Genomic DNA, 25,550 nt, shown 5'->3' on the forward strand with positions numbered 1-25,550 from the left:
GCGACGCGCCGCCTCGCGCCGGAGGGGCATGGCGTGGCACCGGTGCACGCGTTACAGAATGGGAAGGTGGGGTGGGGCACGCGGCTGTGACGGGAAGAGGTCTGCGCCGGCTGTGGCCGGTTCTGGCGGTGGCGCTGGCATTGCCGGTGATGGCGGCCGGCGGCTGGCTCGCCTGGCGCATCGCCGAGGAGCTGCAGGAGCAGCGCCAGGCGGTGCTGCACAGCTTCCGCCTGGGCGAGGCGACGCGCGGCCTGCTCTCCACCGTGCAGGATGCCGAGAGCGGCCAGCGCGGCTTCATCCTGACCGAGCGGCCGGCCTATCTGGCGCCCTATGAGGCGGCGCAGTCGGCGCTGCCGCGGCATGTGGCGCGGCTGCGCGGCCTGGTCGAGGGCCCGGCGCAGCAGGCGAGGTTCGAGCGGCTGGAGCGGCTGGTGGCCGACAAGATGGCCGAGCTGGCGGACAGCCTGGCGCTGACCCGCAACCAGGGCTTCGCCGCCGGCCGCGCCCTGGTGCAGACCGATCGCGGGCGCGAGCTGATGCTGGCGATCCGGGCCCTGGCCGAGGACATGCTGGCCGAGCAGGAGGAGATGCTGCGCCAGCAGGTCGAGGCGAATGACCGGTCGGAGCAGCGCAACCTGCTATGGGCGCTGGGCGCGCTCGGCGTCGCGCTGCTGCTGCTGGCGCTGGCGGCGGCGCTGCTGCTGCGCGGCAATGCCCGGCTGCGGCGCGCCCAGGCGGCGCTGGCGGCCAATGACGCGGTGCTGCAGGCGACGCTGGACAACACCCAGGATGGCGTCGCCGCCTTCGATGCGGGCGGCGTGCTGGTGGCCAGCAATCACCGCTTCTTCGAGCTGCTGGATTTCCCGCAGGCGCTGGCGCGCAACGGCACGCCCTATGGCGCCTTCCTGGCGATCGACCGGCGGCGGGAGAGCCCGCTGCTGGACGCACCCGACACGCTGCGCGGCCCGGCCGGGACCGGCACGCAGCTTTCCCTCTCGCATGCCGGGCGGGAGCTGGAGCTGTACCGCAACCCGATGCCGGATGGCGGCTTCGTGCTGTCCTGCCACGACATCACCCGCCGGGCCGAGGCCGAGGCGACGCTGCGCCAGGCGCAGAAGATGGAGGCGGTGGGCCAGCTGACCGGCGGCGTGGCGCATGACTTCAACAATTTGCTGCAGGTGGTCACCGCCAATCTGGACCTGCTGGGGCGGGAGCTGGGGCCGGACCATGCCGGGCGGCGCTATCTGGGCCATGCCGTGTCCGGCGTGGCGCGCGGGGCGCGGCTGACGGCGCAGCTGCTGGCCTTCGCGCGGCGCCAGCCGCTGGACCCGCGGGTGGTCAATCCCGGCCGGCTGGTGCAGGACATGGCCGAGCTGCTCCGCCGCACGCTGGGCGAGCGCATCGCGGTGGAGGCGGTGATCTCGGCCGGGCAGTGGAACACGCTGGTCGATCCCGGGCAGCTCGAGAATGTGCTGCTGAACCTGGCGCTGAATGCGCGCGACGCCATGCCGGAAGGCGGCAGGCTGACCATCGAGGTCGGCAATGCCGTGCTCGACGATTCCTATGCGACGACGCATCTGGAGGTGGAGCCGGGCGAATATGTGCTGATCGCGGTGACCGACACCGGCACCGGCATGTCGCCCGAGGTGATGGCCCGCGCCTTCGAGCCCTTCTTCACCACCAAGGAGGCGGAGCGCGGGACCGGTCTCGGCCTGTCGCAGGTCTATGGCTTCGTCAAGCAGTCCGGCGGCCATGTGAAGCTGTACAGCGAGGATGGCCAGGGCACCTCGGTGAAACTCTACCTCCCCCGTTCGCGTCGCACAGAAGAGGCGACGGGCCAGGCGGCCGGGCCGGTGACCGGCGGCCGCGAGACGGTGCTGGTGGTCGAGGATGACGAGGCGGTGCGGGAGGCCGTGGTGGAGATGCTGCAGGAGCTGGGCTATCGCGTGCTGCGCGCCGGCCATGCCGAGGCGGCGCTGACGGTGGTGTCCAGCGGGGTGAAGGTGGATCTGCTGTTCACCGATGTGGTGATGCCGGGGCCGATCCCGACGCGGGAGATGGTGCGCCGCGCCCAGGCCAAGCTGCCGGGGATGAAGGTGCTCTACACCTCCGGCTACACCGCCAATGCCATCATCCATGGCGGGCGGCTGGATCCGGATGTGCAGCTGCTGAGCAAGCCCTATCGCCGCGACGATCTGGCGCGGCAGGTGCGGGCGGCGCTGGGCCCGACCCGCGGCCTGCCGGCGCGGCGTGGCGACAATGCGGCGCCGGAGGCCGGGCCGGCGATGCAGGATGGCGCGGCCCTGCCCGGGCGCGCCGCGACGGTGACGGAAAAGGAGGGCGGCGCGGCGCGGGATGCGACGATGCCGCCGGAAGCAGGGAGGCAGAGGGTGCAGGAGCAGCAGGCACAGGCGGCGGTCGGCGGAGGCCAGCAGGCGGGCGGCCCGGGAGCCGGGGCCGGGGCCGGGCAGGGCATGCTGGGCTGGCCGGAAGGCGCCGCCGCGCTGGTGGTGGAGGACGACCCGCTGATCCGGATGAACCTGGCGCAGATGGTCGAGATGATGGGGCTCACCCCTGCCGAGGCCGGCAAGGCCGACACGGCGCTGGCCTGGCTGGACCGCAACCCGGCGCCGGCGGTGCTGATCACCGATCTCAGCCTGCCGGGCATGGATGGGGTGGCGCTGGCGGTCGAGGCGCGGCGGCGCTGCCCCGGCCTGCCGGTGCTGCTGGCCACCGGCCATGCCGAGGGCACGATGGAGATCCCGGAGGAGCTGCGCCCGGATCTCGGCTTCCTGGCCAAGCCCTTCGCCATGCACCAGCTGGAGACGGCGTTGCGCGCGCTGTGGGAGAAGACCGCCGGCCGCGCCGCCGGCTGAGCCGCGCCGCGGCAGGGCGGCCGGGCCGGACCGAAGCGGGGCCGAGGCAGGCGGGGGCGCTCAGGCGCCCCCGCGCCGCTTCCGCTCAGTGGTGATGGTCGTGCCCGTGCTCGTGGTGGTGGGCGCAGGCGCGGGCCGCCTCCGGCGCCTCGACCGGGGCCTGAGCGGCGAGGCCCCGCTCCAGCACCCGCGCCGCGCGCAGGCAGAGATCGTCGCGCAGCTGCGCCGCGGCCAGCTGCACGCCGCGCGGCATGTTGTGCTCGTCCAGGCCGAAGGGCACGGTGACGGCGGGCTGGCGCGTCAGGTTGAAGGTGAAGGTCCAGGGCGCCCAGTCGCGCCACAGCGCCTCGGTCGGCTTCAGCGTCGGCGCGTCGGCGTCGAAGGCGGCGGTCGGCGTGGTCGGGCAGAGCACCAGATCATATTTCAGGTGGAAGCGCGCCATGGCGTGCGCCGCCTCGGTGCGCAGCGCCTCGGCGCCCAGGAAATCCACCGCCGACATGCCGCCCTCGCGCTCGGCGACCTCCTCCAGCCCGCGGTCCAGCAAGGCGCGCTTCTCCGGCGCCATGGTGTTGACCAGGCGGGCCAGCGCCACGCCCCAGACGCGGCCGAAGATGTGGCGGGTGTCGGGCAGCTCGGGGTCGGCATCCTCGACGATGGCGCCGTGGCGGGAGAGCATCTGGGCCGCGGCCAGCACCGCCGCCTCGCCCTCCGCGTCGACCGGCGGCGCGTAGCCCAGGCGGCGCACCACGGCGACGCGCAGGCCGGCGACACCGTCCTCCAGCCCCTCGCGCCAGTCGCGCGGCGCCTCATGCACGCAATAGGGGTCGCGGATGTCGGGCTGGGCCATGGCGGAGAGCATCAGCGCCGCGTCGCGTACGCTGCGGGTCATCGGCCCGGCGCAGGAGACCTGGCCGAAGGCGCTGTGCGGCCATTGCGGGATGCGGCCATAGCTGGGCTTGAGGCCGACCAGCCCGCAATAGGCGGCCGGGATGCGGATGGAGCCGCCGGCATCGGTGCCGATATGCAGCGGGCCGAAGCCCGCCGCCCCGGCAGCCGCCGCGCCGGAGGAGGAGCCGCCCACGGTGCGCTGCGAATTCCACGGGTTGCGGGTGATGCCGTGCAGCGGGCAGTCGCCCGGGGTCTTCCAGCCGAATTCGGTGGTGGTGGTCTTGCCCAGGATGACGGCGCCGGCCGCCTTCAGCCCGATCACCGCCGGCGCATCCTCGGCCGCCGGGGTGGTGTCGGTGGTCTTGCTGCCGCGCCGGGTCGGCATGCCCTGGACGTTCAGCAGGTCCTTCACCGTGACCGGCACGCCATCCAGCGGGCCCATCGGGCGGCCCACGGCCCAGCGCGCCTCCGATTCCCCGGCCTGGGCCAGGGCCCGCGGGTTCAGCAGGGCGAAGGCGTTGACCCAGTGGTTGTTGCGCGCGACGCGCTCCAGCACGGCCTGCAGCGCCTCGACCGGGGAGAGGCGGCGGCTGGCATAGAGGGCGAGCAGCTGTTCGGCCGTCATCAGGGCCGGATCGGTATCGGACATCGGGCGATCCACGAGGAAAAGGCAGCGTGCGGGGCGGCGCAGCATAGGGCGTGGCGGCGGGCAGGAAACCCCCAACCGGTTCCGGGGCGCCTTGGGGGGGCGCCTTCGGGGGGCGGCCTTGGCGGGGCGGCCGGGGCGTCGCAGGATGCGCCGAGCCCTGGAGGAGAGACGCCGCATGGCCGAGACGCAAGCCAAGCCCCAGCCCTGGGAATGGGAGGAGGCCGAATGGCGCCGCATCACCGGCCATGCCGCCGCCGGGCGCAGCCTGAAGCCCGCCGCCTGGCCGGGGGGCGCGCGCTGCGCCGTGGCCCTGTCCTTCGATGCCGACCACGAGACCATCCCGCTGCGCGATGCGGATGAGAGCCCGATGCGGATCAGCCAGGGCAGCTATGGCGCGCGGCAAGGCGTGCCGCGGCTCCGCCGGCTGCTGGACCGGCATGGGGCGCGGGCCAGCTTCTTCTACCCCGCCGTCTCCGCCCTGCTGCATCCGGAGGAGGTGCGGGCGGTGGCGGCGGAGGGGCATGAGATCGGCATCCATTCCTGGATCCACGAGGCCAACACGACGCTGCCGCCGGGGCGGGAGCGGGAGCTGAGCCTGCGCGCCGCCGACACGCTGGAGCGCGTCTCCGGCCAGCGGCCGGTGGGGATGCGCACGGCGAGCTGGGATTTCTCGACCGACACGCTGTCGATCATCCGCGAGATGGGGCTACTCTATGACAGCAGCCTGATGGCGGATGACGAGCCCTATGAGCTGCTCGACCAGGGCGAGCCCACCGGCATTGTCGAGCTGCCGCCGGAATGGATCCGCGACGATGCGGTGTATTTCAACATGCTGCGCTTCTCGGCGCTGCGCCCCTACACGCCGCCCTCGGCGGTGGAGGAGATTTTTCGTGCCGAGTTCGACGGCGCCTATGCGGAGGGCGGCACCTTCCTGCTGACGATGCATCCGCACATCATCGGCCATCGCAGCCGCATCGCGCTGCTCGACCGCCTGCTGGAGCATATCCGCAGCCATCAGGGCATCTGGTTCTGCACCCATGCCGAGCTGGCGCGCTGGTGCAAGGACCAGTCGCAAAACTGACAGAAAAAAGATGGGGGTCCGGGGGAATTCCTTCCCCCGGCCTTTCTTTTGCTTTTTGTGGAATCTGCCGATGATCCCCGCTCGCCCTTTTGATGTCTTCGTCAACCCGAACCACGGCACGCCCGGCGTGGTGGTGCTGCCCGAGGGCGGTTTCCGCCGGGCCGCCGCCGAGATCGCCGCCTGGCCCGGCTATGCCGTGACCCCGCTGCACGCGCTGCAGGATGTGGCGGCCGCGGCCGGGATTGCCGCTGTGCACTACAAGGATGAGGGCAGCCGCTTCGGCCTGGGCAGCTTCAAGGCGCTGGGCGGCGCCTATGCCGTGGCGCGCCTCCTGGTGGCGGAGCTGGCGCGGCGCGGCGTGGCGCAGGCGGCGACACCGGCCGCGCTGATGGCGGGCGCGCATGCCGCGGCGGTCGGGCAGATCACCGTGACCTGCGCGACGGATGGCAATCACGGCCGTTCCGTCGCCTGGGGGGCGCAGCGTTTCGGCGCGCGCTGCGTGATCTTCGTGCATCAGCATGTCAGCCAGGGGCGGCGCGACGCCATCGCCGCCTATGGCGCCGAGATCCGCGAGGTGCCCGGGCATTACGATGATTCGGTGCGCGAGGCCGCGGCGGTCGCCGAGCGGGAGGGGTGGTTCGTCGTCTCCGACACCTCCTGGCCCGGCTATACCGAGGTGCCGCGCGACGTGATGCAGGGCTACCGGCTGATGGCGCAGGAGGCGCTGGCGGCGCTGCCGGCCCCGCCCACCCATGTCTTCGTGCAGGGGGGCGTGGGGGGTGTCGCTGCCGCCGTCTCCGTTCAGCTGCGGGCGCAGGGGGCGGGCGATGCGCGGCTGGTGGTGGTGGAGCCCGAGCGTGCCGCCTGCCTGCTGGAGAGCGCCCGCGCCGGCGCGCCGCGCGTGGTGGGCGGCGATCTGGACACGCTGATGGCGGGGCTGGCCTGCGGCGAGCCCAGCCTGCTGGCCTGGCAGGAGCTGGAGCGCGCCGGCTTCGCCTTCATGGCGGTGGCGGATGATTCGGCGGTGGATGGCATGCGGCTGCTGGCGCGCCGCCAGCCGCCGGTGGTGGCGGGCGAAAGCGCCGTGGCCGGGCTGGCCGGGCTGCTGCTGGCGGCGCAGGACAGCAGGGCGCGCGACGCGCTGGGCCTCGATGCCAGCAGCCGCGTGCTGCTGTTCGGCACCGAGGGCGCGACGGATCCGGAGCTGTATGCCCGGCTTGTCGGCACGCTGTCTCCGTAGTGTCACGCAACCGTCAAGTCAGAGTCACCTCGCCCCGCTAATCCCCCGCCCGACCGGCGCGGCCCCGCCGCGCCATCGGAAAGATCGGGGGATTGCATGCGGAAGTCTGGTATCGCGGCGCTGGTCGCCGGCCTGGCGCTGACACTGGCGGCGCCGCAGGCGGAGGCGCAGCAGCGCCAGCGTTTCACCTGGTGGTACGGGCTGACCGGCCAGCTCGGCGAGGTGATGCAGTCCTACTGCAAGAACTTCAATGCGGCGCAGAGCGAGTTCGAGATCGTCTGCACCGGCCAGGGCGACTACGCGCAGGCGCTGCAGAACACCATCGCCGCCTTCCGCGCCAATGAGCACCCGACCATCGTGCAGGTCTATGACGTCGGCACCACCGACCTGATGCTGTCGGGCCAGTACATCCCGGCGCGCCAGCTGATGAGCGAGAACGGCCACCAGGTGGCCTGGGACAACTACATCTCCTCGATCGGCAACTACTACGCCACAAGCCGCGGCGAGATGCTGAGCTTCCCGTTCAACTCCTCCACCGCCGTGATGTACTGGAACAAGGGCGCCTATCGCGCCGTGGGCCAGGAGAACCCGCCCGAGACCTGGGAGCAGGTGGAGCGCGCGGCGCGGGCGCTGAAGGCGCAGGGCCATGCCTGCCCGATCGCCATCGATTTCGACAGCTGGCAGCACTGGGAACAGTTCAACGCCATCCACAACCTGCCGATGGCGACGCAGCAGAACGGCTTCGGCGGGCTGAATGCCGAGGTGAAGATCAACGACCTGTTCCGCCGCCACGCCAACAACCTGCTGAACTGGCACAAGGAAGGGCTGGTGCAGGTGCGCACGCCGCAGAATGGCGGGCTGGTGCCGGCCTTCGCGCAGGGCGAATGCGCGATGACCATGGGCTCCATCGCCAACCATGTCGCCATCACCCGCACCGCGAAGCAGGGGATGGAATGGGGCGTGGGCATGCTGCCGCTCTATGCGGGCCATAGCCGCACCAACAGCATGGTGGGTGGCGCCTCGCTCTGGGTGCTGAAGGGCCGCCCGGCGGCCGAGTATCGCGGCGCCGCCGCCTTCCTGGCCTATATCGCCCAGCCGCAGCAGGAACTCTTCATGGTGCAGAACACCGGCTACATCCCGGTGACGCGCAGCGGCTACGACCAGATCCGCGCCTCGGGCTTCTACGGCCAGCCGCAGAACCAGGGCCGCGAGGTGGCGATGACCTCGCTGCTGGCGACCGAGCCCACCGAGAATTCGCGCGGCCTGCGCCTCGGCAATTTCACCCAGGTGCGCGCCCTCTACGCCAATGAGATGGCCGCGGCCTTCGGCGGGCAGAAGACGATGGACCAGGCGCTGACGGCCATCGAGACCCAGGCCAACCAGCTGCTGCGCCGCTTCGAGCAGACCTATCGCGGCCGCCAGCTGCCCTGATCCACATGACCGGCCCGCGCGTCCTGTGACGCGCGGGCCTTCTTTCGTTTCCGCCCATCGGGGAAGCCAACTTGGAACGCCGCGCCACCTTCCGCACGCCGCTGCTGCCCTGGCTGCTGGTCCTGCCGCAGCTGCTGATCATCTTCGTCTTCTTCTACTGGCCGACCGGCGAGGCCTTCGTCTGGGCCTTCACGCTGGAGCAGCCCTGGGGCGGCGGGCGGCAATGGGTGGGCTGGCAGAACTTCCTCGAGATCTTCTCGAGCGAGCATTACTGGCATTCCGTCCGCATCAGCATCGTCTATGCGCTGGGCACCTCGGCGCTGGCCATCGGCATCGCGCTGCTGCTGGCGCTGTTCGTCGACCGCGAGGTGACGGGCAGCCGCCATTGGCGCATCGCGCTGATCTGGCCCTATGCCATCGCCGCGCCCGCCATCGGCATGATCTTCCGCTTCGTCTTCGACCCGCGCGCCGGCATGTTCAGCCTGCTGAACCAGATGTGGCCGGGGCTGTGGAACCCGACGCTGAACGGCACGCATGCGATGCTCATGCTGATCCTGGCCGGTGCCTGGCAGCTGGTGGCGTACAACTTCGTCTTCTTCCTGGCCGGGCTGCAATCCATCCCGCGCGGGCTGACCGAGGCGGCGGCGATGGATGGCGCCGGGCCGCTGCGCCGCATGCGCGACATCCAGGTGCCGCTGCTGGCGCCGACCTTCTTCTTCCTGCTGGTCATCAACCTGACCGACAGCTTCACCAACAGCTTCGGCCTGGTGCACATCATGACCGATGGCGGGCCGGCGCGCTCCACCGACCTGATGGTGTTCAAGATCTATTCCGACGGCTTCAAGGGCCTCGACTACTCCGGCGCCGCGGCGCAGAGCATCATCCTGATGATCCTCGTGGTCGCGCTCACCTTCATCCAGTTCCGCTTCGTCGAGCGGAAGATGCATTACCGCTGAGGGGGAGGGGAGCGAATCATGGTCGAACGCCGCCCGCTGCTCGACATCTTCACCCATGCGCTGCTGCTGCTCTCGGCGGTGGCGCTGCTGGTGCCGGTCTGGCTGGCCTTCGTCGCCGCCACGCATGACCTGGCCGGCGTCAACCGCGTGCCGATCAACTGGCTGCCGGGCCCGCATCTGTGGGAGAATATCCAGGAGGCCTGGGCGCGCGGCGGCTTCGCCACGCGCTTCGCCACCAGCCTGATCGTCGCCATCGGCGTCACCGCCGGCAAGATCGTGCTGGCGATGCTGGCCGCCTTCGCCATCGTCTTCTTCCAGTGGCGCGCCCGCATGCTGGTGTTCTGGGCGATCTTCCTGACGCTGATGCTGCCGCTCGAGGTGCGCATCGTGCCGACCTATGCGGTCGCCGCCAATGCGCTGCGCCCGTTCCAGGCGATGCTCGACGTCACCGGGCTGACGGCGCTGGTCCAGGCGCTGAGCGGCATCGAGATCAGCCTGGAATGGCGCATGCTGAACACGCCGGCCGGGCTGATCCTGCCGCTGATCGCGACCGCCACCGGCACCTTCCTCTACCGGCAATTCTTCCTGACCATCCCGGAGGAGCTGGTGGAGGCCGCCAAGATGGATGGCGCTGGGCCGATGCGCTTCCTGCGCGACGTGCTGGTTCCGCTGTCGCGCACCACCATGGCGGCGCTGGCCACCATCCTTTTTGTCTATGCCTGGAACCAGTATCTCTGGCCGCTGCTGGTCACGACCGAGCCGCGCTACTCGACGGTGATGGTCGAGCTGTCGCGCATGGTGCCGCGCGGCGACGCGCTGCCGCAATGGAACATCGTCATGGCCGGCGTGCTGCTGGCCATGCTGCCGCCGCTGGCGATCGTGGTGCTGATGCAGCGCTGGTTCGTCCGCGGCCTGGTGCAGACGGAGAAATGAGCATGGCCGCCATCGCCTTCGCCAAGGCCCGCAAGACCTATGGCGCCAACACCGCGATCCATGATGTGGACCTCGAACTGCCGGAGGGTGGCTTCATCGTCATCCTCGGCCCCTCGGGCTGCGGCAAGTCGACGCTGCTGCGCATGATCGCGGGGCTGGAGAGCATCACCGGCGGCGAGCTGCGCATCCACGGCGCGCGCATGAATGAGCGCGAGCCCAAGGATCGCGGCTGCGCCATGGTGTTCCAGAACTACGCGCTCTACCCCCACATGACGGTGGCCGAGAACATCGCCTATCCGCTGAAGGTCGCGGGCACATCCCGGGCCGAGCGCCAGGCGCGGGTGGCCGAGGTGGCGGCGGCGCTGGAACTATCGGCGCTGCTCGACCGCCGCCCCGGCCAGCTTTCCGGCGGCCAGCGCCAGCGCGTCGCCATGGGCCGCGCCATGGTGCGCCGGCCGAAGGTCTTTCTGTACGATGAGCCGCTCTCCAACCTGGATGCCAAGCTCAGGGTGCAGATGCGGCTGGAGCTGCGCCGCCTGCATGAGCAGCTCGGCGCCACCTCCATCCTGGTCACGCATGACCAGCAGGAGGCGATGACGCTGGCGGATCACCTTGTCGTGATGAATGCCGGCCGCGTCGAGCAGACCGGCTCGCCGCGCGAGGTCTATGAGCGCCCGGCCAGCCTGTTCGTGGCCGGCTTCCTGGGCGCGCCGGCGATGAACCTGCTGCCGGCCGAGCTGGAGGCGGAAGGGCGCGCCGTTCGCATCGCCGGCGGCCCGCTGCTGCCGCTGCCGGGGCGCGCCCGGCATGGCAGCGCCGCCGTCACGCTGGGCATCCGGCCCGAGCATGTGGCGCCGGGCGAGCTGTCCGCGACGGTGGAGATGGTCGAGGATCTGGGTGCTTCCGCCCTGGTGCATGGGCGGCTGGCGGGCGGCGCGCCGATCGCCTTCCACGCCCCCGCCGAGGCCGCGCCGCGGCGTGGCGGCCGCGCCGGGCTGAGCCTGCCGGCGGCGCGGCTGCATCTGTTCGACCCGGTCACCGGCCGGCGCATCGCGCTGGAGAACCAACACGAAACCGCGACGCCGGGTCTGGACTTCGCCCCCCTGTGACGACGATATAGGGCCGGAAGTGAACTTACCGGGAAACGACACCATGAAGCTGAACCGACGTTCCCTGATGGCGCTGGGCGCTGGCCTGGCCACTCCGGCGCTGCTGCCCGCCGCGGCGCGCGCCCAGGGCAGCTGGCCCAACCAGCCGATCCGCCTCGTGGTGCCGTTCTCCGCCGGTGGCCCGACCGACATCCCGGCGCGCCTGATCGCCGAGGAGATCTCGAAGATCCTGCCGCAGCGCGTCGTCGTGGACAACCGCACCGGGGCGGGCACGGTGGTCGGCGCCGATGCGGTGGCCAAGGCGCCGAAGGATGGCCACACCTTCCTCTACACCACCATCGCCCAGGCCGCGATCCGCGCCATCTATCCGAGCCTGCCCTTCGACCCGGTGAACGACTTCGCCCCGGTCGCGCTGACCGGCGTCATCCCGATGCTGCTGATGGTCAACAAGCAGGTGCCGGCCAACAACCTTGCGGAGCTGATTGCGCTCTTCAAGAAGGATCCGGGCAAGTACGACTATGCCAGCACCGGCAATGGCGCGGCGCTGCACCTGGCCTCCGAGCTGTTCCTGCGCCAGGCCGGCGGGCTGAAGGTCAACCACGTGCCCTATCGCGGCTCGGCGGCGGCGATGCCGGACCTGCTGAACGGCACGGTGGCGATGATGCTCGACGTCGCCAACAGCGCGCTGCCCTTCGTGCAGCGTGGCGAGGTGAAGGGGCTGGCGATCTCCTCCGCCCAGCGCATCCCGCAGCTGCCGGATGTGCCGACCTTCCAGGAGGCCGGCGTGCCGGGCTACGAGGCCTATACCTGGCACATGATCCTGGCGCCGGCCGGCACGCCGCAGCCGATCGTCACCCGCATGAACGAGGTGGTGAACCAGGTGATGGCGATGCAGTCGGTGCAGACGCGGCTGGCTGACCTGACCATGCAGACCCGCAGCGACACCACGCCGGAGACCGCCAAGAAGTGGCTGACCGACGAGATCGCCAAGTGGGAGCCGATCATCCGCGAGGCCGGCATCAAGGCCGACTGAGCCTGGCGCAACGCGCCGCGACGGCCCGGGGCGCAATCCCCGGGCCTTTTTCATGCCCGGTGCCGCCGCGCCAAACACCTGGCGGGTGCAGGGGACCCCGTCCCCTGCCGGGGGAGTTCGAGGGGGCAGAGCCCCCTCGTGGCTCAACCCATCTCGCCCCGCGGCACGGCGAGTGCCGCGCCTTCCGGCGCCACGGCGACCAGCCGGCCGCCCTGCCATTGCGACAGCACCGGCTGCGCCCGCTGGTTCTGCCCGGCCTCGTCGAATTCGGCGGCCCAGGCGAGCGGCGCCTCGGCCTCGTCCAGCTCCATCGCCAGCACGGCGCTGCGCAGCTTCTCGCGCTCGGTGCCGCCGGCGCGCTGGATCGCCTCCAGGAACAGCCGCGCCCCGGCATGGTTGGCCAGGCTGTGCGCCGAGCGCGGGTCGTGGCCGTATTTCAGCCGGTAGGCCTCGGCCAGGCGCTTCGCCTCCTCGCCCAGCCGGCCGCCGGCGGCGTAGGGGGGGAAGCCGACATTCAGCACCCCCTCCAGCGCCGGGCCCAGGCTCTGCGCGGTGTCGGCCAGGCTGTAGCCGCCGCCGCTGCCCAGCACCATGCGCGGCCGCCAGCCGGCCTCCTTCATGGCGCGGAACAGCGCCATCACCTCCTGCGCCTGGCCGGTGTGCAGCAGCAGCTGGATATCGGCGCTGCGCAGCCGCGCCACCAGCGCCGGCAGGTCCTGGCCGCCCCGGGGCGTAGCCGAAGCGGCCGAGCAGCGCCGCCTCGCTGCCCTGCAGCCCGCCCTCCTGCGCCGCGGCGACGCTCTGCCCGTACAGCCCGTCCTCATGCGCGATGGCGATGCGCAGGCCGGCGAAGGGCGCCTGCCACAGCGCCGGCAGCGTCTCCCGCGCCGTGCGCAGGCCGAGCGCGGCATAGTCGGCGGCGCGCGGGCTGCTGCGGAACAGGTAGCGGAAGCCGCGCGCGGTGATGGAATCGGCGATGGCGCAGAGCTCGAAATAGGGCATGCCGGCCAGCTCCGCCGCCTGGGTGGCGGCGAAGGAGAGCGGCGAGGCGGTGGTGCCGAACAGCGCCACCATGCGCTCCATCCCCGCCAGGCGGCGCACCGCCTCGCCGGCCTGGGCGGCGTCATTGGCCTCGGCCTTGACCAGGCGCAGCGGGCGGCCGAGCAGCCCGCCCGCCTCGTTGCGCGCCTCCACCGCCAGCTCCAGCCCGCGGAAGCTCTCATCGCCGGGCAGGGCGAGCGGGCCGGAGGCGGGGTAGATGGCGCCGATGCGCAGCTCATTGCCGCTGGCGCGCTGCTGCGCCGCGGCCGGATGCGCGGCGGCGAGGAGGGCGGCGCCCAGCAGCAGGCCGCGCCGTGTGGTGGCGCTGGAAGGCGTGCTGCGGCCGGGCTGCTCCATCATCGTGACATGCTCGTGCTTGGCTTGACGGAAGGCGGCCGGGCGCCGACCCTTCGCGCGAACCTGCCACAGCCACGGCGACAAGGAAACGACCCGCATGACCGACCTGCCGCAGCAGATGAGCTTTATCGCGCATGGCACGGGCGGCGGGCCAGAGGTGCTGGTGCCGCAGACCGGCCCGCTGCCGGCGCCGCGCGAGGATGAGGTGCTGATCCGCGTGCTGGCCGCCGGCGTCAACCGCCCGGATGTGCAGCAGCGCAAGGGGCTGTATCCGCCGCCGCCCGGCGCCAGCCCGGTGATCGGGCTCGAGGTCGCGGGCGAGGTGGTGGCGGTGGGCGCTGCCGTCTCCCGCTGGAAGGCGGGCGACCGCGTCTGCGCGCTGACCAATGGCGGCGGCTACGCCGAATACTGCACCGCGCCCGAGGCGCAGACCCTGCCCTGGCCGGCGGGCTATGACGCGCTGCGCGCCGCGGCGCTGCCCGAGACCTATTTCACCGTCTGGGCCAATCTGTTCGGCCATGGCCGGCTCGCCGCCGGCGAGACGGTGCTGATCCATGGCGGCACCTCGGGCATCGGCGTCACCGCCATCCAGCTGGCCAAGGCCTTCGGCGCCTGCGTGCTGGCCACCGCCGGCAGCGCCGCGAAATGCGAGGCGATGCTGAAGCTCGGCGCCGATGCGGCCATCGACTACCGGGCGCAGGATTTCGTCGAGGAGGTGAAGCGCCTGACCGATGGCCGCGGCGTCGATGTGCTGCTCGACATGGTCGGCGCCGAGTATTTCCAGCGCAATCTGCGCTGCATGGCCAAGGATGGGCGGCTGGTGATCATCGCCTTCCTCAGCGGGCATGAGACGGAGAAGGTCGATCTGCGGCCGATCATGGTCAAGCGCCTGGTCGTCACCGGCAGCACCATGCGGCCGCGCACGACGGCGGAGAAGGGCGCGCTCGCCGCCGAGCTGGAGGCGAAGGTGTGGCCGCTGCTGGCGCGCGGCGAGGCCGGGCCGGTGATCCACAGCGTCTTCCCCTTCGCCCGCGCGGCCGAGGCGCATGCGCTGATGGAGAGCAGCACGCATATCGGCAAGATCATGCTCGACCTCTCGAAACAGGGGTAAGATGCTCCGGCTGGCCGATCTGCGCCTGCTGCTGATAGCGGTCACGCTGTTCGGCGGAGCATGGCCCATCACCAAGGCGGCGCTGGCGGATGCCACGCCGCTCTGGTTCGCCGTGTCGCGCACCCTGCTCGGCGCGCTGGTCTCCGGCCTGGGGCTGGCGGTCTTCGGCCAGCTGCGCCTGCCCTCGCGGCAGGACTGGCCGGCGGTGCTGGGCGTCGGCCTGCTGCAGCTGGGCGGCTTCTTCGCGCTGACGCATCTGGCGGTGGCGCTGGTGCCGGCCGGGCGCACCGCGGTGCTGGCCAATGTCACCATCTACTGGCTGGTGCCGATGTCGGTGCTGCTGCTGGGCGAGCAGGTCTCGCCGCGCCGCTGGGCCGCCGCCGGGCTGGGCCTGGCCGGCGTCGCCGCGCTGACCGGCCCCTGGGCGGTGGATTGGCGCGATCCGGACATCCTGCTCGGCCATGCCATGCTGCTGGTGGCGGCGCTGCTGTGGTCCTGCGCCATCATCGTCACCCGCCGCTTCGCCCCGCGCACCACCATGCTGGCCAACCTGCCCTGGTGCTTCCTGCTGGGCGGGCTGATCCTGGTGCCGATGGCGCTGCTGATGGAGCCCGATGGCGGCATCGGCCGTGGCGCGCTGTGGCACGCGGCGCTGATCGGCTGCATCGTGGCGCCGATCGGCACCTGGGCGGTGATCGAGGCCGGGCGCCGCCTGCCGGGCGCCGTCTCCTCGGTGGGTTTCCTGCTGGCGCCGGCGATCGGTGTCCTCGTCTCCACCCTCTGGCTGGGCGAGCCGGTGGGCTGGGACGTCATCATCGGCGGCGCGCTGATCGGCGCCAGCGTCATCGTCGCCACGCGCGGCTGAAGGGTTCGGGGATGCGACTGCGCGCCGTCACCATGGGCGAGGCGGAGGGGCCGCCGCTGGTGCTGCTGCACGGGCTGTTCGGCCAGGCGCAGAATTTTGCCGCCGTGCAGAAGATGCTGGCCGCCCGCTTCCGCGTCATCGCGCTCGACCTGCGCAACCATGGCCGCTCGCCGCATGACGCGCGGATGGACTACCCCGCCATGGCCGCCGATGTGCTCGAGACGCTGGCCGGGGAGGAGCGCTTCCAGCTGCTCGGCCATTCGATGGGCGGCAAGGTGGCGATGACGCTGGCCCTCGCCGAGCCCGCGCGCGTCACCCGGCTGATCGTCGCCGACATCGCCCCGGTGGACTACCCGCCCAGCTTCCGCCCCTATGCGGCGGCGATGCTGGCGCTGGAATTGCGCCCCGGCCTGACGCGGCGGGAGGCCGATGCGGCGCTGGCCGAAGCGGTGCCAAGCCCCGGCGTGCGCGGCTTCCTGCTGCAGAATCTGGATTTCGGCGCCAGCCCGCCCGCCTGGCGCAACGGCCTGGCCGAGATCGCCGCCGCCCTGCCGGTGATCGAGGCGGCGCCGCCCCTGCCGCAAGGCGCGCGCTATGAGGGGCCGACCCTGGTGATGTCGGGCGAGACCTCCGACTATATCCGCGCCGAGCACCGCCCGATCTTCCGCGCCCTGTTCCCCGCCGCGCGCTTCGCGACCGTGAAGGGCGCCGGGCACTGGATCCATGCCGAGAAGCCCGAATCCTTCGCTGTCCTGGCCGCGGGCGGCGCGGCGTGAGGCGGGGCCGGTGAAGGTGCTGCCCCGCCTCCTTGCCCGGCCGGATCCGGCGGGCGCCGCGAGGGGGCGCGGACAGGGGCGGCGCGCCCTGCCGGCGCCTCCGGCCCGCCTCGCCAGGCGGCGCGTTCTGATGGCCCCGCCGCGCATCCGGCCAGCGCGCCCTGGAGATGGCGAGCGCGTCATCGGGATCTGGCGCGCCGCCGTCGACGCCACGCATGGCTTCCTGGCGCCCGGGGACCGTATCGCCCTCGACGCGATGGTCCGCGGCTTCCTGCCGCAGGCGCCGCTCTGGCTGGCGGTGGATGCGTCAGACCGGCCGCTGGCCTTCATGCTGATCGAGGGCGGGCATATGGAGGCGCTGTTCGTCGACCCAGCCCATCACCGCACCGGCCTCGGCGCGGCGCTGGTCCGGCATGGCCTCACGCGGCATCCCGGGCTGACCACCGATGTCAACGAGCAGAACGGGCCGGCCTTGCGCTTCTATGAGCGCATGGGCTTCCGGGCGACCGGCCGTTCGCCGGTCGATGGGCAGGGCCGGCCCTATCCGCTGATCCATCTGCGGCATGGCGGCTGAGCGGCGGCCCGCCGGCCAGCGCCACGGCCGGGCCCGGCGATGGGCTCCGCCTCAGATGGCGACCGGAGCCTTGAAGCGGCCTTCCTTGGCGAGATCCGCGGCGCGCCAGAGATACCAGGCGGCGGCGGAGCGGTGCGGCGCCCAGGCCTCGCCAATGGCGGCCAGCGCCTTGGGCCTGGGCTGGGCCTCGGCGCCGGTGGCCAGGCGGTAGCCCTCGCGCACGCCGAAATCATCGACCGGCAGGATGTCCGGCCGGCCGAGGGTGAAGATCAGCAGCATCTCCACCGTCCAGCGGCCGACGCCGCGCAGCGCGACCAGCCGCTCGATCAGCTCCTCATCCGGCAGGCGGGCGGCGGCGCGGCGGTTGGGCACCAGGCCGCCCACGCTCTTCAGCGCGATGTCGCGGATGGCGGCGACCTTGGCGCCGGAGAAGCCGCAGCCGCGCAGCGCCTCCTCCGGCAGGGCCAGCACGCCTTCGGGCGCGGGGAAATCCTGGCCGGGGAACAGCGCCAGCAGGCGGTTCAGCATGGCCTCCGCCGCGCGGCCATGCACCTGCTGGTGGGCAATGGCGCGCACCAGCGCCTCATAGGGCTCGCGCTTCGCCGGTTTGAGGGTGATGGCGCCCACCTGCCGCACCACCGGCCCCAGCACGGGGTCGGCGGCGAGGAAGGCGCGCGCCGCGCGCGGGCGCAGCAGGCGCGCGGGGGCGGGCCCCGGCGCCAGCATCAGCGGAACACCAGATGCGGCAGGGCAAGCGTCAGCGCGGGGACATAGGTGATGATCATCAGGCAGGCCAGCACCACGGCGATGAAGACCAGAAGATAGCGCATCATCGTCTCGATGCCACAGCCGGCGACCTGGGCGGCGGCGAACAGGTTCACGCCGAAGGGCGGCGTGATCATCCCCAGCGCCAGGTTCACCACCATGATGGTGCCGAAATGCACCCCGTCCAGGCCCACGCGCTGCGCCGCATCCGCCAGGATCGGCGCGAGCACGATGATGCTGGCGCTGGTCTCGACGAACATGCCGACGATGAAGAGGAAGACATTGACGCCGAGCAGGAACAGCGCCGGCCCCTCGAAGCTCCGCACCAGCCATTCGGCCGCCGCATCCGGCACGCCCTGCCGGTTCAGCAGGTAGGAGAACAGCGCGGCGCAGGCGATGATGAACATGATCACCGCCGAGGAGATCACCGATTTGCGGAAGATCGGGTAGAGGTCGCGCCAGGACAGCTCGCGATGGATGAACATGCCGATGAGGATGGCGTAGAACACGGCGACGACGCTGGCCTCGGTCGGGGTGGTGACGCCGCCATAGATGCCGCCCAGCACGATCACCGGCATCAGCAGGGCGAAGCCCGCCTGGCGCAGCGCCGCGCCGAAGGGCAGCCGGCCCTCGCCATCGCGCTTGCCCCAGCCCTTGATGCGGCACCAGACCAGCACGGTCAGGATCAGCGCGGCGGCGATCAGGAAGCCCGGTACGAAGCCGGCGATGAACAGCTCCGGGATCGAGACCTGGGTGGTCACGCCATAGAGGATCATCGGGATCGAGGGCGGGATGATGACGCCGAGCTCGGCGGCCGTCGCCTGCAGCGCCGCGGCGAAGCCCACCGGGTAGCCATGCTTCACCAGCGCCGGGATCATGATGGTGCCGATGGCGAAGGTGGTGGCGACCGAGGAGCCGCTGATGGCGGCGAAGATCATGCAGGTGACGATGCAGGTGGCGGGCAGCCCGCCCTGCACGCCGCCCACCATGGATTTGGCGAATTCCACCAGCCGGCGGCTGATGCCGCCGACATCCATCAGATTGCCCGCCAGGATGAAGAAGGGGATGGCGGCGAGCGGAAACTTGTCGAGCGCGACAAAGATCTGCTGCGCGGCGACGATCATCGGGAAGCGGGTGAAGCCCTCGATCCCGAAGATGGCGGCGAGGCCGATGGCCACCGCCACGGGGATGCCGGCGGCGAAGCCCACCAGCATCACGGTCAGCATCAGGCTGGTCATACCGCCGCCTCCAGCTCCGCCGAGCGGCGGTCGAGGAAATTGGCGAGCGCGCCGATCATCGCGAACAGCGCGCCCACGGGGATGGCGGCATAGCCCCAGGACATCGAGACCTCGAGCCCCGCCATCTCCTGGAACTGCACCCGCTCGGTCATGCTCCAGCCGAACCAGAACAGCACGCCCATCAGCGACAGGCTGGCGGCCAGCGACGCCGCCTCCAGCCCGCGCCGGACGCTGCCGCCGCTGTAGCGATGCGCGGCATCGATCGAGACCAGGGCGCCGGCGCGCAGCGCGACGGCGAGGCCCAGCATGGCCATCCAGATCAGCGCGGTGCGCACCAGCGCCTCGCTCCAGATCGAGGGTGTCTCGGTGGCGAAGCGGGCGATCACCTGCCACAGCCCGGCGCAGGCGGCGATGGCCAGCGCCAGGCTGGCCAGGATGGCGGCCAGCCCGGTCATGGCGCGGTCGAGCAGGAGGAGGGCGCGGCGCGGCGCCTCCGCCCGCGCGCCGATCCACAGCGCGAGGAGGGTGACGAGCAGGCTGCCCGCCCCGATGATCTGCAGCGGCAGCGTGTTCATGGGCGGTGCGGCCCGGGAAGGCGCGGGAGGCGGGTCACGCGGAGTTTCCTGGATGGCGGGCCATGGCGTGGCCCCGGGAAAGGGTCCGGGGCGCGGCGGCCCCGGGAGCGGCGTGGCGCGGCGGCGCCGCGCCCGGTCGGGCGGGGAAGGGCGCGCGGCCCTTCCCGCGGCTCACTTCCAGTCGCGCAGCCGGCGCAGCAGGTTGCCGTCAAGCTCCCGCTCATACTGGGCGAAGGCGGAGGCCAGCGCGGTCTGGAACTGCGCGGTGTCGACGCTGGTCGTCACCGTCATGCCGCGGCGGCGCAGCTCGTCCACGCCGCTCTGCTCATCGGCGGTGACCTTGGCGCGGTTGGCGTCGCGCCCGGCCTGGGCGGCCTGCAGGAAGATCGCGCGGTCGGCGGCGCTGAGCCGGCCCCACAGCGCCGGCGAGCCGATCAGCAGCGCCGGCGAATAGACATGGCCGGTCAGCGTCAGGTAGCGCTGCACCTGGTTGATGTTGTTGGCGACGATCACCGGGATCGGGTTCTCCTGCCCGTCCACCGTGCCCTGCTGCAGCGCCGGGATCAGCTCGGAGAAGGCCATCGGCGTCGGCAGCGCGCCCAGGGTGGAGAAGGCGCGCATATGCACCTGGTTCTCCATGGTGCGCACCTTCAGCCCGCGGATATCGGCCGGCGTGTTCACCTCGCGCCGCGAATTGGTCAGGTGGCGGAAGCCGTTCTCCATCCAGATCACGCCGACCAGGCCGCGGCGCTGGAATTTCTCCAGGATCTCCTGGCCGATCGGCGAATCCAGCGCGCCGCGCGCATGGGCGTAGTCGCGGAACAGGAAGGGCACGTCGACGGTGCGCACCTCGGGCACGAAATTTCCGACCGGCCCGGTCGAGGTGATGGTGAAGTCGAGCGTGCCGATCTGCACGCTCTCGATCATCTCGCGCTCATTGTCGTTGCGCTGGATGGTGACGCGGTAGCGGTTGTTCGACAGCCGCTCCAGCGTCTCCTTGAAGGCCATCGCGCCGGCGCCGTAATGGCTGTTGGCGGTGGGCAGCGGGTGCTGGATGGTGATCTCGGTCTGCGCCATGGCGGGCGCGGCGCCCAGCAGGGCGGTGAAGCCGGCAAGGCCGGCGGCGAGCGCGGTGCGGCGCAGCATGCTCATGATCGTTCCTCCCGCGGCGCGTTGTTCCCGGCGCCGATTGCCTCATTTCTAGGGGAGGGTAGGGCGCGTTTCAATCTGTTGCGGCGCAATGCCATGCATGGTCGCGGCGACATGGCGCAATTGTCGGATGAAATCCCGCGCCGCCGGCGCAGCTTCATTGCGGCGATAGGCGGCGGCGATCTCCGCCAGCAGCGGCTCGCCGGAAAGCGGCCGGTACACCATGCCGGGCAGGCGCACGCAGTCGCGCAGCGATTCCGGCACCACCGCGACGCCGAGGCCGAGCCCCACCAGGCTGGCCACCGCCACCAGGTCGCGCCCGCCATGGGCGATGCGCGGCACGAAGCCGCCCTGCTGGCCGAGCTGGCGGGTGAAATGGTGGAAGCCGGCCTTTTCCGGGTCGGGGGTGATGAAATCCTCCCCGGCCAGGGCGGTGGGCGCCACCTCGGCCTCGGCCGCCAGCGGGTGCTGCTCGGGCAGCGCGATCAGCAGCCGCTCGCGCAGCAGGCGCAGCGCGGTGACGCCGGGGGGGACGGCCAGGGGCGGGCGGATGAAGCCGACATCGAGCGCGCCTTCCGCCACCGCCTCGACCTGCGGCACCGTCTCCATCTCCTGCAGCCGCAGGCTGACCTCGGGATGGGCGCGGCGCCAATCGCCGATGCTGGCGGCCAGCACGCCGGCGAAGGCGGCGGAGGCCGCGAAGCCGATGCTGATGATGCCGCGCTCGCCGCGCCCGGCCTGGCGGCCGATCTGCGCCGCGCGCTCCACCTGGCGCAACGCCGCCATGGCTTCCGGCAGGAAGAGCTGGCCGGCATCGGTCAGCGCCACGCGGCGCTGGCCGCGGCGGAACAGCCGGGCGCCCAAATGCCGCTCCAGCGCCTGCACCTGCTCGGTCAGCGAGGGTGCGGAGAGGCCCAGGCGCTCGGCGGCGCGGGCGAAATGCAGGGTCTCGGCCACCGCCAGGAAGGCGCGCAGATGCCGCAGCTCCATCATCCACCTTTGGTCCCACGAAATCTCCACATTCGGTAGCGCCGAATGATTTCGCGTCAAGCGACCAATGACCGGGCCATGCTGCGCTGCATATAGACAGAGTCCTTGCCCCGAGGACCGAGCCCATGTCCGCCACCGCCCTGCCGCAGGCCCGTCCCTTCATCGAGCGCGGCACCACCGAGTTCCGCCGCACCAACCTGGCCTTCCTCTGCGCCGGCTTCTCGACCTTCGCGCTGCTCTACTGCGTGCAGCCGCTGCTGCCGGGCTTCTCGGCGGCCTTTCATGTCAGCCCCGCCACCAGCAGCCTGGCGCTGTCGCTGCCGACCGCGGTGATGGCCTTCGCCATGCTGCTGGCCAGCGCGGTGTCGGAGGCGCTGGGGCGGAAGCCGCTGATGGTGGCCTCGGTCTTCGGCTCGGCGCTGCTGACGCTGCTGGCCGGCTTCGCGCCGGGCTGGGAGGGGTTCCTGGCGCTGCGCGCGCTGCTCGGCCTGACGCTGTGCGGCCTGCCCGCCATCGCCATGGCCTATATCGCCGAGGAGGTGCATCCCCGCTCCAGCGGCTATGCGATGGGGCTCTATATCAGCGGCTCGGCCTTTGGCGGGCTGGTCGGGCGGGTGGTGGCCGGGCTGCTGCTGGACCATTATGGCTGGCGCGTCGCCATGGGGGGCATCGGCGCGCTGGGCCTGGTCTCGGCGCTGGTGTTCTGGCGCTGCCTGCCGCCCTCGCGCCAGTTCCGGCCGCGCCCGCTGCTCTGGGGGCAGCTCGCCGCCAATTTCGCCGCGCATCTGCGCGATGGCGGCATGCGCTGGCTCTATCTCGAGGGCTTCCTGTTCATGGGGAGCTTCGTCACCCTCTACAACTATATCGGCTACCGGCTGCTGGCGCCGCCCTTCGACCTGCCGCACAGCCTGGTGGCGGCGGTGTTCAGCGTCTATCTGGTGGGCATCGGCAGCTCCACCTTCGTGGGCGGGCTGGCGGACCGCTTCGGCCGGCAGCGCGTGCTGTGGATCACCGTGCTGGTGATGCTGCTGGGCGTGGCGCTGACGCTGTCCGACCATCTGGCGCTGGTGGTGGCCGGGCTGGTGGCGGTGACCTTCGGCTTCTTCGGCTCGCATTCCCTGACCAGCTCCTGGGTCGGGCGGCGGGCCGGGACGACCAAGGCGCAGGCCTCGTCGCTCTATCTGTTCTGCTACTACATGGGCGCTGCCCTCCTGGGCGGCGCCGGCGGGCTGGCCTGGTCCGCCTGGGGCTGGGAGGGGGTGGTGGCGCTGCTGGGCGGCTCGCTGTCGCTGGCCCTGCTGGCCGCGCTGCGCCTGGCCGCCGGCCTGCCCCCACCGCGCTGAACCCACTGAGCACCCCTGGGCGCAGACGCCACAAAAAGGGCCGCGACTCCCGTCGCGGCCCTGACCGGCAGCCGAAAGATTACTGGTAGCCGCCGGTTTTGGCGCGTTCCTTGGCGGCGTCGCTCTGGGCCTTTTCGTCGACCGGCTTCTGATCGGGCGGGGTGCCGGTTTCCTCGAAGGGCTTCTCGGTGCCGGTGCTGTCGGCGTCGGGGTTCTTCTCGTCGGCCATGGCGGTGTCTCCCTGGGCTGTGTTTTCCTCAGGGAGAACGGCGCGCCGGGCCGCGGGTTCCAGCAGCGGCCCGCGCCGGGCCGAGAGGGAGGAGACAGACGCATGCTGACCGGTGGCTGCCATTGCGGAGCGATCCGCTACCGGGCCGAGGGGAGGCCCTATCACCCGACCCTGTGCCATTGCAGCGATTGCCAGCGCAGCAGCGGCGCGCCGGTGATGGCCTGGTTCACCGTGGTGTCGGACAGCTTCCACCTGGTCCGTGGCCAGATGCGGTATTACGAATCGAGCCCCGGCGTGCAGCGCGGCTTCTGCGAAGCCTGCGGCTGCAGCCTGAGCTGGGGCAAGCGCGACGGGGCGGAGATCGACATCGCCACGGCCAGCCTGGACGCGCCGGAGGCGGTGCCGCCCGAGGACCACACCTGGTTCACCCGCCGCCAGCCCTGGCTGCAGCCGGGCGATGCCCTGCCGCGGCATGCCACGGCGCGCGGCAAGGGGCTGGCGGAATAGCCGCTTTAGGCCGCGCCGCGCGGCCCGAGCAGGATCACCGCGGCGCCGGCCAGGCAGAGCGCCGCGCCCGCCATGTCCCAGCGATCCGGCCGCGCCCCCTCGACCAGCCAGAGCCAGGCGAGGGAGGCGGCGATATACACCCCGCCATAGGCGGCGAAGGCGCGGCCGGCGGCGCTGCTCTCGACCAGCGTCAGCAGCAGGCCGAACAGCGCCAGGCTGCCGAGGCCCGGCAGCAGCCACCAGGCGGAGCGGCCGAGCCGCAGCACCATCCAGATGGCGAAGCACCCCCCGATCTCCGCCAGCGCGGCGGCCAGATAGAGCAGGGCGGTGCGCGCCATGAGGTGCGGCCTCAGCCGTGCTTGATGGCGATGGTCTTCAGCGAGGCGAAGCCGGCCAGGGCGGCAAAGCCCTTCTCGCGGCCATGGCCGGAGCGCTTCACGCCGCCGAAGGGCAGCTCCACGCCGCCGCCGGCGCCATAGTTGTTGACGAAGACCTGGCCCACCTTGATGCCGCGCGACAGCCGCATGGCGCGGCCGATATCGGCGGTCCAGACGCCGGCCACCAGGCCGAACTGGGTGCCATTGGCGATCGCCAGCGCCTCGGCCTCATCGGTGAAGCGGATGGCGGTGAGCACCGGGCCGAACACCTCCTCCTGGGCCAGGCGATGGCTGGGGGCGACGTCGGCCAGCAGCGTCGGCTGCACGTAATAGCCGCCCTCCGGCGCGTTGGAGGCGATGCGGCCCTGGCCGGCGAAGCGCAGCCCATCCTGCTTCGCGAAATCGAGGAAGCCGTTGACGCGCTTCTGCTGGTCGGCATTCACCAGCGGGCCGAGATCGAGGTCGAGCTCCGCCGGGCCGGCCTCCAGCTTGCCGAAGCGGCCGGCGAGATCCTCGACGAAGCGGTCGAAGACCGGCGCCTGCACCAGCACGCGGCTACCGGCCGAGCAGGTCTGCCCGGCATTCTGGATGATGCCGTTCATCACCGTCGCCGCCGCCGTCTCCAGATCGGCATCCTGGAACACCAGCTGCGGGCTCTTGCCGCCCAGCTCCAGCGTCACCGGGATGGTGTTCCGGGCGGCGGCCGTCTGCACCAGCGTGCCGACCTCCGGGCTGCCGGTGAAGGAAACGTGGGAGATGCCGGGATGCGACGTCAGCGCCGCACCAGCCTCCTCGCCCAGGCCGGTGACGACGTTCCACACCCCCTCGGGGAAACCGGCCTCCGCCGCCAGCTCGGCCAGCATCAGCGAGGAGAGCGAGGCATCCTCCGCCGGCTTCAGCACGCAGGCATTGCCCATGGCCAGCGCCGCGCCGACCGAGCGGCCGACGATCTGCATCGGGTAGTTCCAGGGCACGATATGGCCGGTGACGCCATGCGGCTCCCACACCGTCATCACCGTCATGCCATCGGCATAGGGGATGGTGTCGCCATGCATCTTGTCGGCGCTGCCGCCATAGAATTCGAAATAGCGGGCGCAGGCGGTGGCATCCGCCCGCGCCTGGCGGATCGGCTTGCCGACATCGCGGCTCTCCGCCTGGGCCAGCTTCTCGGCATCGCGCAGGATCAGCTGCGCCAGCTTCATCAGCAGACGGCCGCGCTCAGTGGCCGGCATGCGGCCCCAGGGGCCCTCCAGCGCGGCCTGCGCGGCGCGCACCGCGGCATCGATCTCGGCCGCCCCGCCGCGCGCGATCTGCGCGAAGGGATGGCCGTCCGACGGGTTGAGAACCGGGATATGCCGCTCGGCCGCGACGCTGCGCCCGCCGATCCAATGGCCGTAATTCTGCATGGCTTCCTCCGCAGATCTGCTGGCGCAAGGTCTAGGACGGGGCGGGCGGGC

Annotated in this window: 24 protein-coding genes and 1 pseudogene; 14 read left to right on the forward strand and 11 right to left on the reverse strand. The window is 71.7% G+C overall.

From position 1 onward, the window contains the following. The first annotated feature begins 86 nt into the window (after positions 1-86). Complete coding sequence (locus QE401_RS06385) at positions 87-2,876, forward strand: CHASE3 domain-containing protein (RefSeq protein ID WP_307137413.1); 2,790 nt, start codon at positions 87-89, stop codon at positions 2,874-2,876. Between the two features lie 85 nt (positions 2,877-2,961). On the opposite strand, the gene QE401_RS06390 is transcribed toward QE401_RS06385, so the two are convergent. Further along, positions 2,962-4,413: an amidase gene (locus QE401_RS06390; protein ID WP_307137414.1), complete on the reverse strand. Its 1,452-nt coding sequence runs from the start codon at positions 4,411-4,413 to the stop codon at positions 2,962-2,964. 175 nt (positions 4,414-4,588) lie between these two features. Between QE401_RS06390 and QE401_RS06395 the strand changes: the two genes are divergently transcribed. The 7 genes from QE401_RS06395 (at position 4,589) to QE401_RS06425 (ending at position 12,196) form a co-directional block, all read left to right on the forward strand. Further along, positions 4,589-5,494 carry a polysaccharide deacetylase family protein gene (locus QE401_RS06395; protein WP_307137415.1) on the forward strand — a complete coding sequence of 302 codons (906 nt, stop codon included), beginning with the start codon at positions 4,589-4,591 and terminating at the stop codon, positions 5,492-5,494. Positions 5,495-5,564: 70 nt separating this feature from the next. Beyond that, positions 5,565-6,734, forward strand: a complete 1,170-nt coding sequence (locus tag QE401_RS06400; protein WP_307137416.1) for a diaminopropionate ammonia-lyase — start codon at positions 5,565-5,567, stop codon at positions 6,732-6,734. Between the two features lie 96 nt (positions 6,735-6,830). Next, positions 6,831-8,165: an extracellular solute-binding protein gene (locus QE401_RS06405; protein WP_307137417.1), complete on the forward strand. Its 1,335-nt coding sequence runs from the start codon at positions 6,831-6,833 to the stop codon at positions 8,163-8,165. Between the two features lie 71 nt (positions 8,166-8,236). Then, positions 8,237-9,121 (forward strand): carbohydrate ABC transporter permease, encoded by an 885-nt coding sequence (locus tag QE401_RS06410; protein WP_307137418.1) that lies wholly within the window; start codon positions 8,237-8,239, stop codon positions 9,119-9,121. An 18-nt stretch (positions 9,122-9,139) separates the two neighbouring features. Further along, positions 9,140-10,054, forward strand: a complete 915-nt coding sequence (locus QE401_RS06415; protein WP_307137419.1) for an ABC transporter permease subunit — start codon at positions 9,140-9,142, stop codon at positions 10,052-10,054. A 2-nt stretch (positions 10,055-10,056) separates the two neighbouring features. Next, entirely contained in the window at positions 10,057-11,163 is a 1,107-nt protein-coding gene (locus QE401_RS06420) for an ABC transporter ATP-binding protein (protein ID WP_307137420.1), read from the forward strand. 43 nt (positions 11,164-11,206) lie between these two features. Continuing rightward, positions 11,207-12,196 carry a Bug family tripartite tricarboxylate transporter substrate binding protein gene (locus tag QE401_RS06425; RefSeq protein ID WP_307137421.1) on the forward strand — a complete coding sequence of 330 codons (990 nt, stop codon included), beginning with the start codon at positions 11,207-11,209 and terminating at the stop codon, positions 12,194-12,196. A 143-nt stretch (positions 12,197-12,339) separates the two neighbouring features. Here QE401_RS06425 and QE401_RS06430 read toward each other — a convergent pair whose 3' ends face one another. Continuing rightward, entirely contained in the window at positions 12,340-12,897 is a 558-nt protein-coding gene (locus tag QE401_RS06430) for an ABC transporter substrate-binding protein (RefSeq protein WP_373461423.1), read from the reverse strand. A gap of 64 nt (positions 12,898-12,961) precedes the next feature. Then, positions 12,962-13,693: pseudogene (locus tag QE401_RS22965) on the reverse strand (ABC transporter substrate-binding protein); the annotation flags it as partial. Between QE401_RS22965 and QE401_RS06440 the strand changes: the two are divergent. The 4 genes from QE401_RS06440 to QE401_RS06455 all read left to right on the forward strand — a co-directional run bounded on the left by QE401_RS06440 (position 13,692) and on the right by QE401_RS06455 (position 16,920). Continuing rightward, positions 13,692-14,705: an NAD(P)H-quinone oxidoreductase gene (locus tag QE401_RS06440; RefSeq protein WP_307137423.1), complete on the forward strand. Its 1,014-nt coding sequence runs from the start codon at positions 13,692-13,694 to the stop codon at positions 14,703-14,705. The pseudogene QE401_RS22965 and the gene QE401_RS06440 overlap by 2 nt on opposite strands. Position 14,706: 1 nt before the next feature. Next, entirely contained in the window at positions 14,707-15,570 is an 864-nt protein-coding gene (locus QE401_RS06445) for a DMT family transporter (RefSeq protein WP_307137424.1), read from the forward strand. Positions 15,571-15,581: 11 nt separating this feature from the next. Continuing rightward, positions 15,582-16,346, forward strand: a complete 765-nt coding sequence (locus QE401_RS06450) for an alpha/beta fold hydrolase (RefSeq protein ID WP_307137425.1) — start codon at positions 15,582-15,584, stop codon at positions 16,344-16,346. A 130-nt stretch (positions 16,347-16,476) separates the two neighbouring features. Next, complete coding sequence (locus QE401_RS06455; RefSeq protein ID WP_307137426.1) at positions 16,477-16,920, forward strand: acetyltransferase; 444 nt, start codon at positions 16,477-16,479, stop codon at positions 16,918-16,920. 51 nt (positions 16,921-16,971) lie between these two features. Here QE401_RS06455 and QE401_RS06460 read toward each other — a convergent pair whose 3' ends face one another. From QE401_RS06460 to QE401_RS06480, 5 genes are all read right to left on the reverse strand, one after another. Further along, positions 16,972-17,646, reverse strand: a complete 675-nt coding sequence (locus QE401_RS06460; protein ID WP_307137427.1) for a DNA-3-methyladenine glycosylase family protein — start codon at positions 17,644-17,646, stop codon at positions 16,972-16,974. Next, positions 17,646-18,923 carry a TRAP transporter large permease gene (locus QE401_RS06465; protein WP_307137428.1) on the reverse strand — a complete coding sequence of 426 codons (1,278 nt, stop codon included), beginning with the start codon at positions 18,921-18,923 and terminating at the stop codon, positions 17,646-17,648. Before QE401_RS06465 ends, QE401_RS06460 begins: the two co-directional genes overlap by 1 nt. Next, complete coding sequence (locus QE401_RS06470) at positions 18,920-19,498, reverse strand: TRAP transporter small permease (RefSeq protein WP_307137429.1); 579 nt, start codon at positions 19,496-19,498, stop codon at positions 18,920-18,922. Before QE401_RS06470 ends, QE401_RS06465 begins: the two co-directional genes overlap by 4 nt. Positions 19,499-19,669: 171 nt before the next feature. Then, on the reverse strand, positions 19,670-20,650 hold the full coding sequence (locus QE401_RS06475; RefSeq protein WP_307137430.1) for a TRAP transporter substrate-binding protein: 981 nt from the start codon (positions 20,648-20,650) through the stop codon (positions 19,670-19,672). 48 nt (positions 20,651-20,698) lie between these two features. Beyond that, complete coding sequence (locus tag QE401_RS06480; RefSeq protein WP_307137431.1) at positions 20,699-21,640, reverse strand: LysR substrate-binding domain-containing protein; 942 nt, start codon at positions 21,638-21,640, stop codon at positions 20,699-20,701. A 122-nt stretch (positions 21,641-21,762) separates the two neighbouring features. On the opposite strand from QE401_RS06480, the gene QE401_RS06485 reads away from it, so the two are divergent. Then, positions 21,763-22,980: an MFS transporter gene (locus QE401_RS06485; protein WP_307137432.1), complete on the forward strand. Its 1,218-nt coding sequence runs from the start codon at positions 21,763-21,765 to the stop codon at positions 22,978-22,980. Positions 22,981-23,059: 79 nt separating this feature from the next. On the opposite strand, the gene QE401_RS06490 is transcribed toward QE401_RS06485, so the two are convergent. Beyond that, the gene (locus tag QE401_RS06490) at positions 23,060-23,209 is read right to left on the reverse strand and encodes a hypothetical protein (RefSeq protein WP_307137433.1); all 150 of its coding nucleotides are present in this window, start codon (positions 23,207-23,209) and stop codon (positions 23,060-23,062) included. Between the two features lie 102 nt (positions 23,210-23,311). Here QE401_RS06490 and QE401_RS06495 point away from each other — a divergent pair, with 102 nt between their 5' ends. Then, entirely contained in the window at positions 23,312-23,716 is a 405-nt protein-coding gene (locus QE401_RS06495; RefSeq protein WP_307137434.1) for a GFA family protein, read from the forward strand. A gap of 5 nt (positions 23,717-23,721) precedes the next feature. Here the strand turns inward: QE401_RS06495 and QE401_RS06500 are convergent, their stop codons facing one another. Beyond that, entirely contained in the window at positions 23,722-24,054 is a 333-nt protein-coding gene (locus QE401_RS06500) for a YnfA family protein (protein WP_307137435.1), read from the reverse strand. Positions 24,055-24,065: 11 nt separating this feature from the next. After that, positions 24,066-25,499 carry an aldehyde dehydrogenase family protein gene (locus QE401_RS06505; protein ID WP_307137436.1) on the reverse strand — a complete coding sequence of 478 codons (1,434 nt, stop codon included), beginning with the start codon at positions 25,497-25,499 and terminating at the stop codon, positions 24,066-24,068. Positions 25,500-25,550 lie beyond the last annotated feature (51 nt).

Source organism: Pseudoroseomonas cervicalis, assembly GCF_030818485.1.
GTDB classification, from domain to species: domain Bacteria; phylum Pseudomonadota; class Alphaproteobacteria; order Acetobacterales; family Acetobacteraceae; genus Pseudoroseomonas; species Pseudoroseomonas cervicalis_A.

Excerpts from the sequence above, each read along its gene's own strand:
- QE401_RS06400 (WP_307137416.1), top strand. The coding sequence starts at position 5,565 with ATGATCCCCGCTCGCCCTTTTGATGTCTTCGTCAACCCGAACCACGGC.
- QE401_RS06500 (WP_307137435.1), bottom strand. The coding sequence starts at position 24,054 with ATGGCGCGCACCGCCCTGCTCTATCTGGCCGCCGCGCTGGCGGAGATC.
- QE401_RS06390 (WP_307137414.1), bottom strand. The coding sequence starts at position 4,413 with ATGTCCGATACCGATCCGGCCCTGATGACGGCCGAACAGCTGCTCGCC.
- QE401_RS06465 (WP_307137428.1), bottom strand. The coding sequence starts at position 18,923 with ATGACCAGCCTGATGCTGACCGTGATGCTGGTGGGCTTCGCCGCCGGC.
- QE401_RS06425 (WP_307137421.1), top strand. The coding sequence starts at position 11,207 with ATGAAGCTGAACCGACGTTCCCTGATGGCGCTGGGCGCTGGCCTGGCC.
- QE401_RS06445 (WP_307137424.1), top strand. The coding sequence starts at position 14,707 with ATGCTCCGGCTGGCCGATCTGCGCCTGCTGCTGATAGCGGTCACGCTG.
- QE401_RS06420 (WP_307137420.1), top strand. The coding sequence starts at position 10,057 with ATGGCCGCCATCGCCTTCGCCAAGGCCCGCAAGACCTATGGCGCCAAC.
- QE401_RS06455 (WP_307137426.1), top strand. The coding sequence starts at position 16,477 with ATGGCCCCGCCGCGCATCCGGCCAGCGCGCCCTGGAGATGGCGAGCGC.
- QE401_RS06505 (WP_307137436.1), bottom strand. The coding sequence starts at position 25,499 with ATGCAGAATTACGGCCATTGGATCGGCGGGCGCAGCGTCGCGGCCGAG.
- QE401_RS06450 (WP_307137425.1), top strand. The coding sequence starts at position 15,582 with ATGCGACTGCGCGCCGTCACCATGGGCGAGGCGGAGGGGCCGCCGCTG.
- QE401_RS06490 (WP_307137433.1), bottom strand. The coding sequence starts at position 23,209 with ATGGCCGACGAGAAGAACCCCGACGCCGACAGCACCGGCACCGAGAAG.
- QE401_RS06485 (WP_307137432.1), top strand. The coding sequence starts at position 21,763 with ATGTCCGCCACCGCCCTGCCGCAGGCCCGTCCCTTCATCGAGCGCGGC.
- QE401_RS06415 (WP_307137419.1), top strand. The coding sequence starts at position 9,140 with ATGGTCGAACGCCGCCCGCTGCTCGACATCTTCACCCATGCGCTGCTG.
- QE401_RS06440 (WP_307137423.1), top strand. The coding sequence starts at position 13,692 with ATGACCGACCTGCCGCAGCAGATGAGCTTTATCGCGCATGGCACGGGC.
- QE401_RS06460 (WP_307137427.1), bottom strand. The coding sequence starts at position 17,646 with ATGCTGGCGCCGGGGCCCGCCCCCGCGCGCCTGCTGCGCCCGCGCGCG.
- QE401_RS06470 (WP_307137429.1), bottom strand. The coding sequence starts at position 19,498 with ATGAACACGCTGCCGCTGCAGATCATCGGGGCGGGCAGCCTGCTCGTC.
- QE401_RS06495 (WP_307137434.1), top strand. The coding sequence starts at position 23,312 with ATGCTGACCGGTGGCTGCCATTGCGGAGCGATCCGCTACCGGGCCGAG.
- QE401_RS06480 (WP_307137431.1), bottom strand. The coding sequence starts at position 21,640 with ATGATGGAGCTGCGGCATCTGCGCGCCTTCCTGGCGGTGGCCGAGACC.
- QE401_RS06395 (WP_307137415.1), top strand. The coding sequence starts at position 4,589 with ATGGCCGAGACGCAAGCCAAGCCCCAGCCCTGGGAATGGGAGGAGGCC.
- QE401_RS06405 (WP_307137417.1), top strand. The coding sequence starts at position 6,831 with ATGCGGAAGTCTGGTATCGCGGCGCTGGTCGCCGGCCTGGCGCTGACA.
- QE401_RS06475 (WP_307137430.1), bottom strand. The coding sequence starts at position 20,650 with ATGAGCATGCTGCGCCGCACCGCGCTCGCCGCCGGCCTTGCCGGCTTC.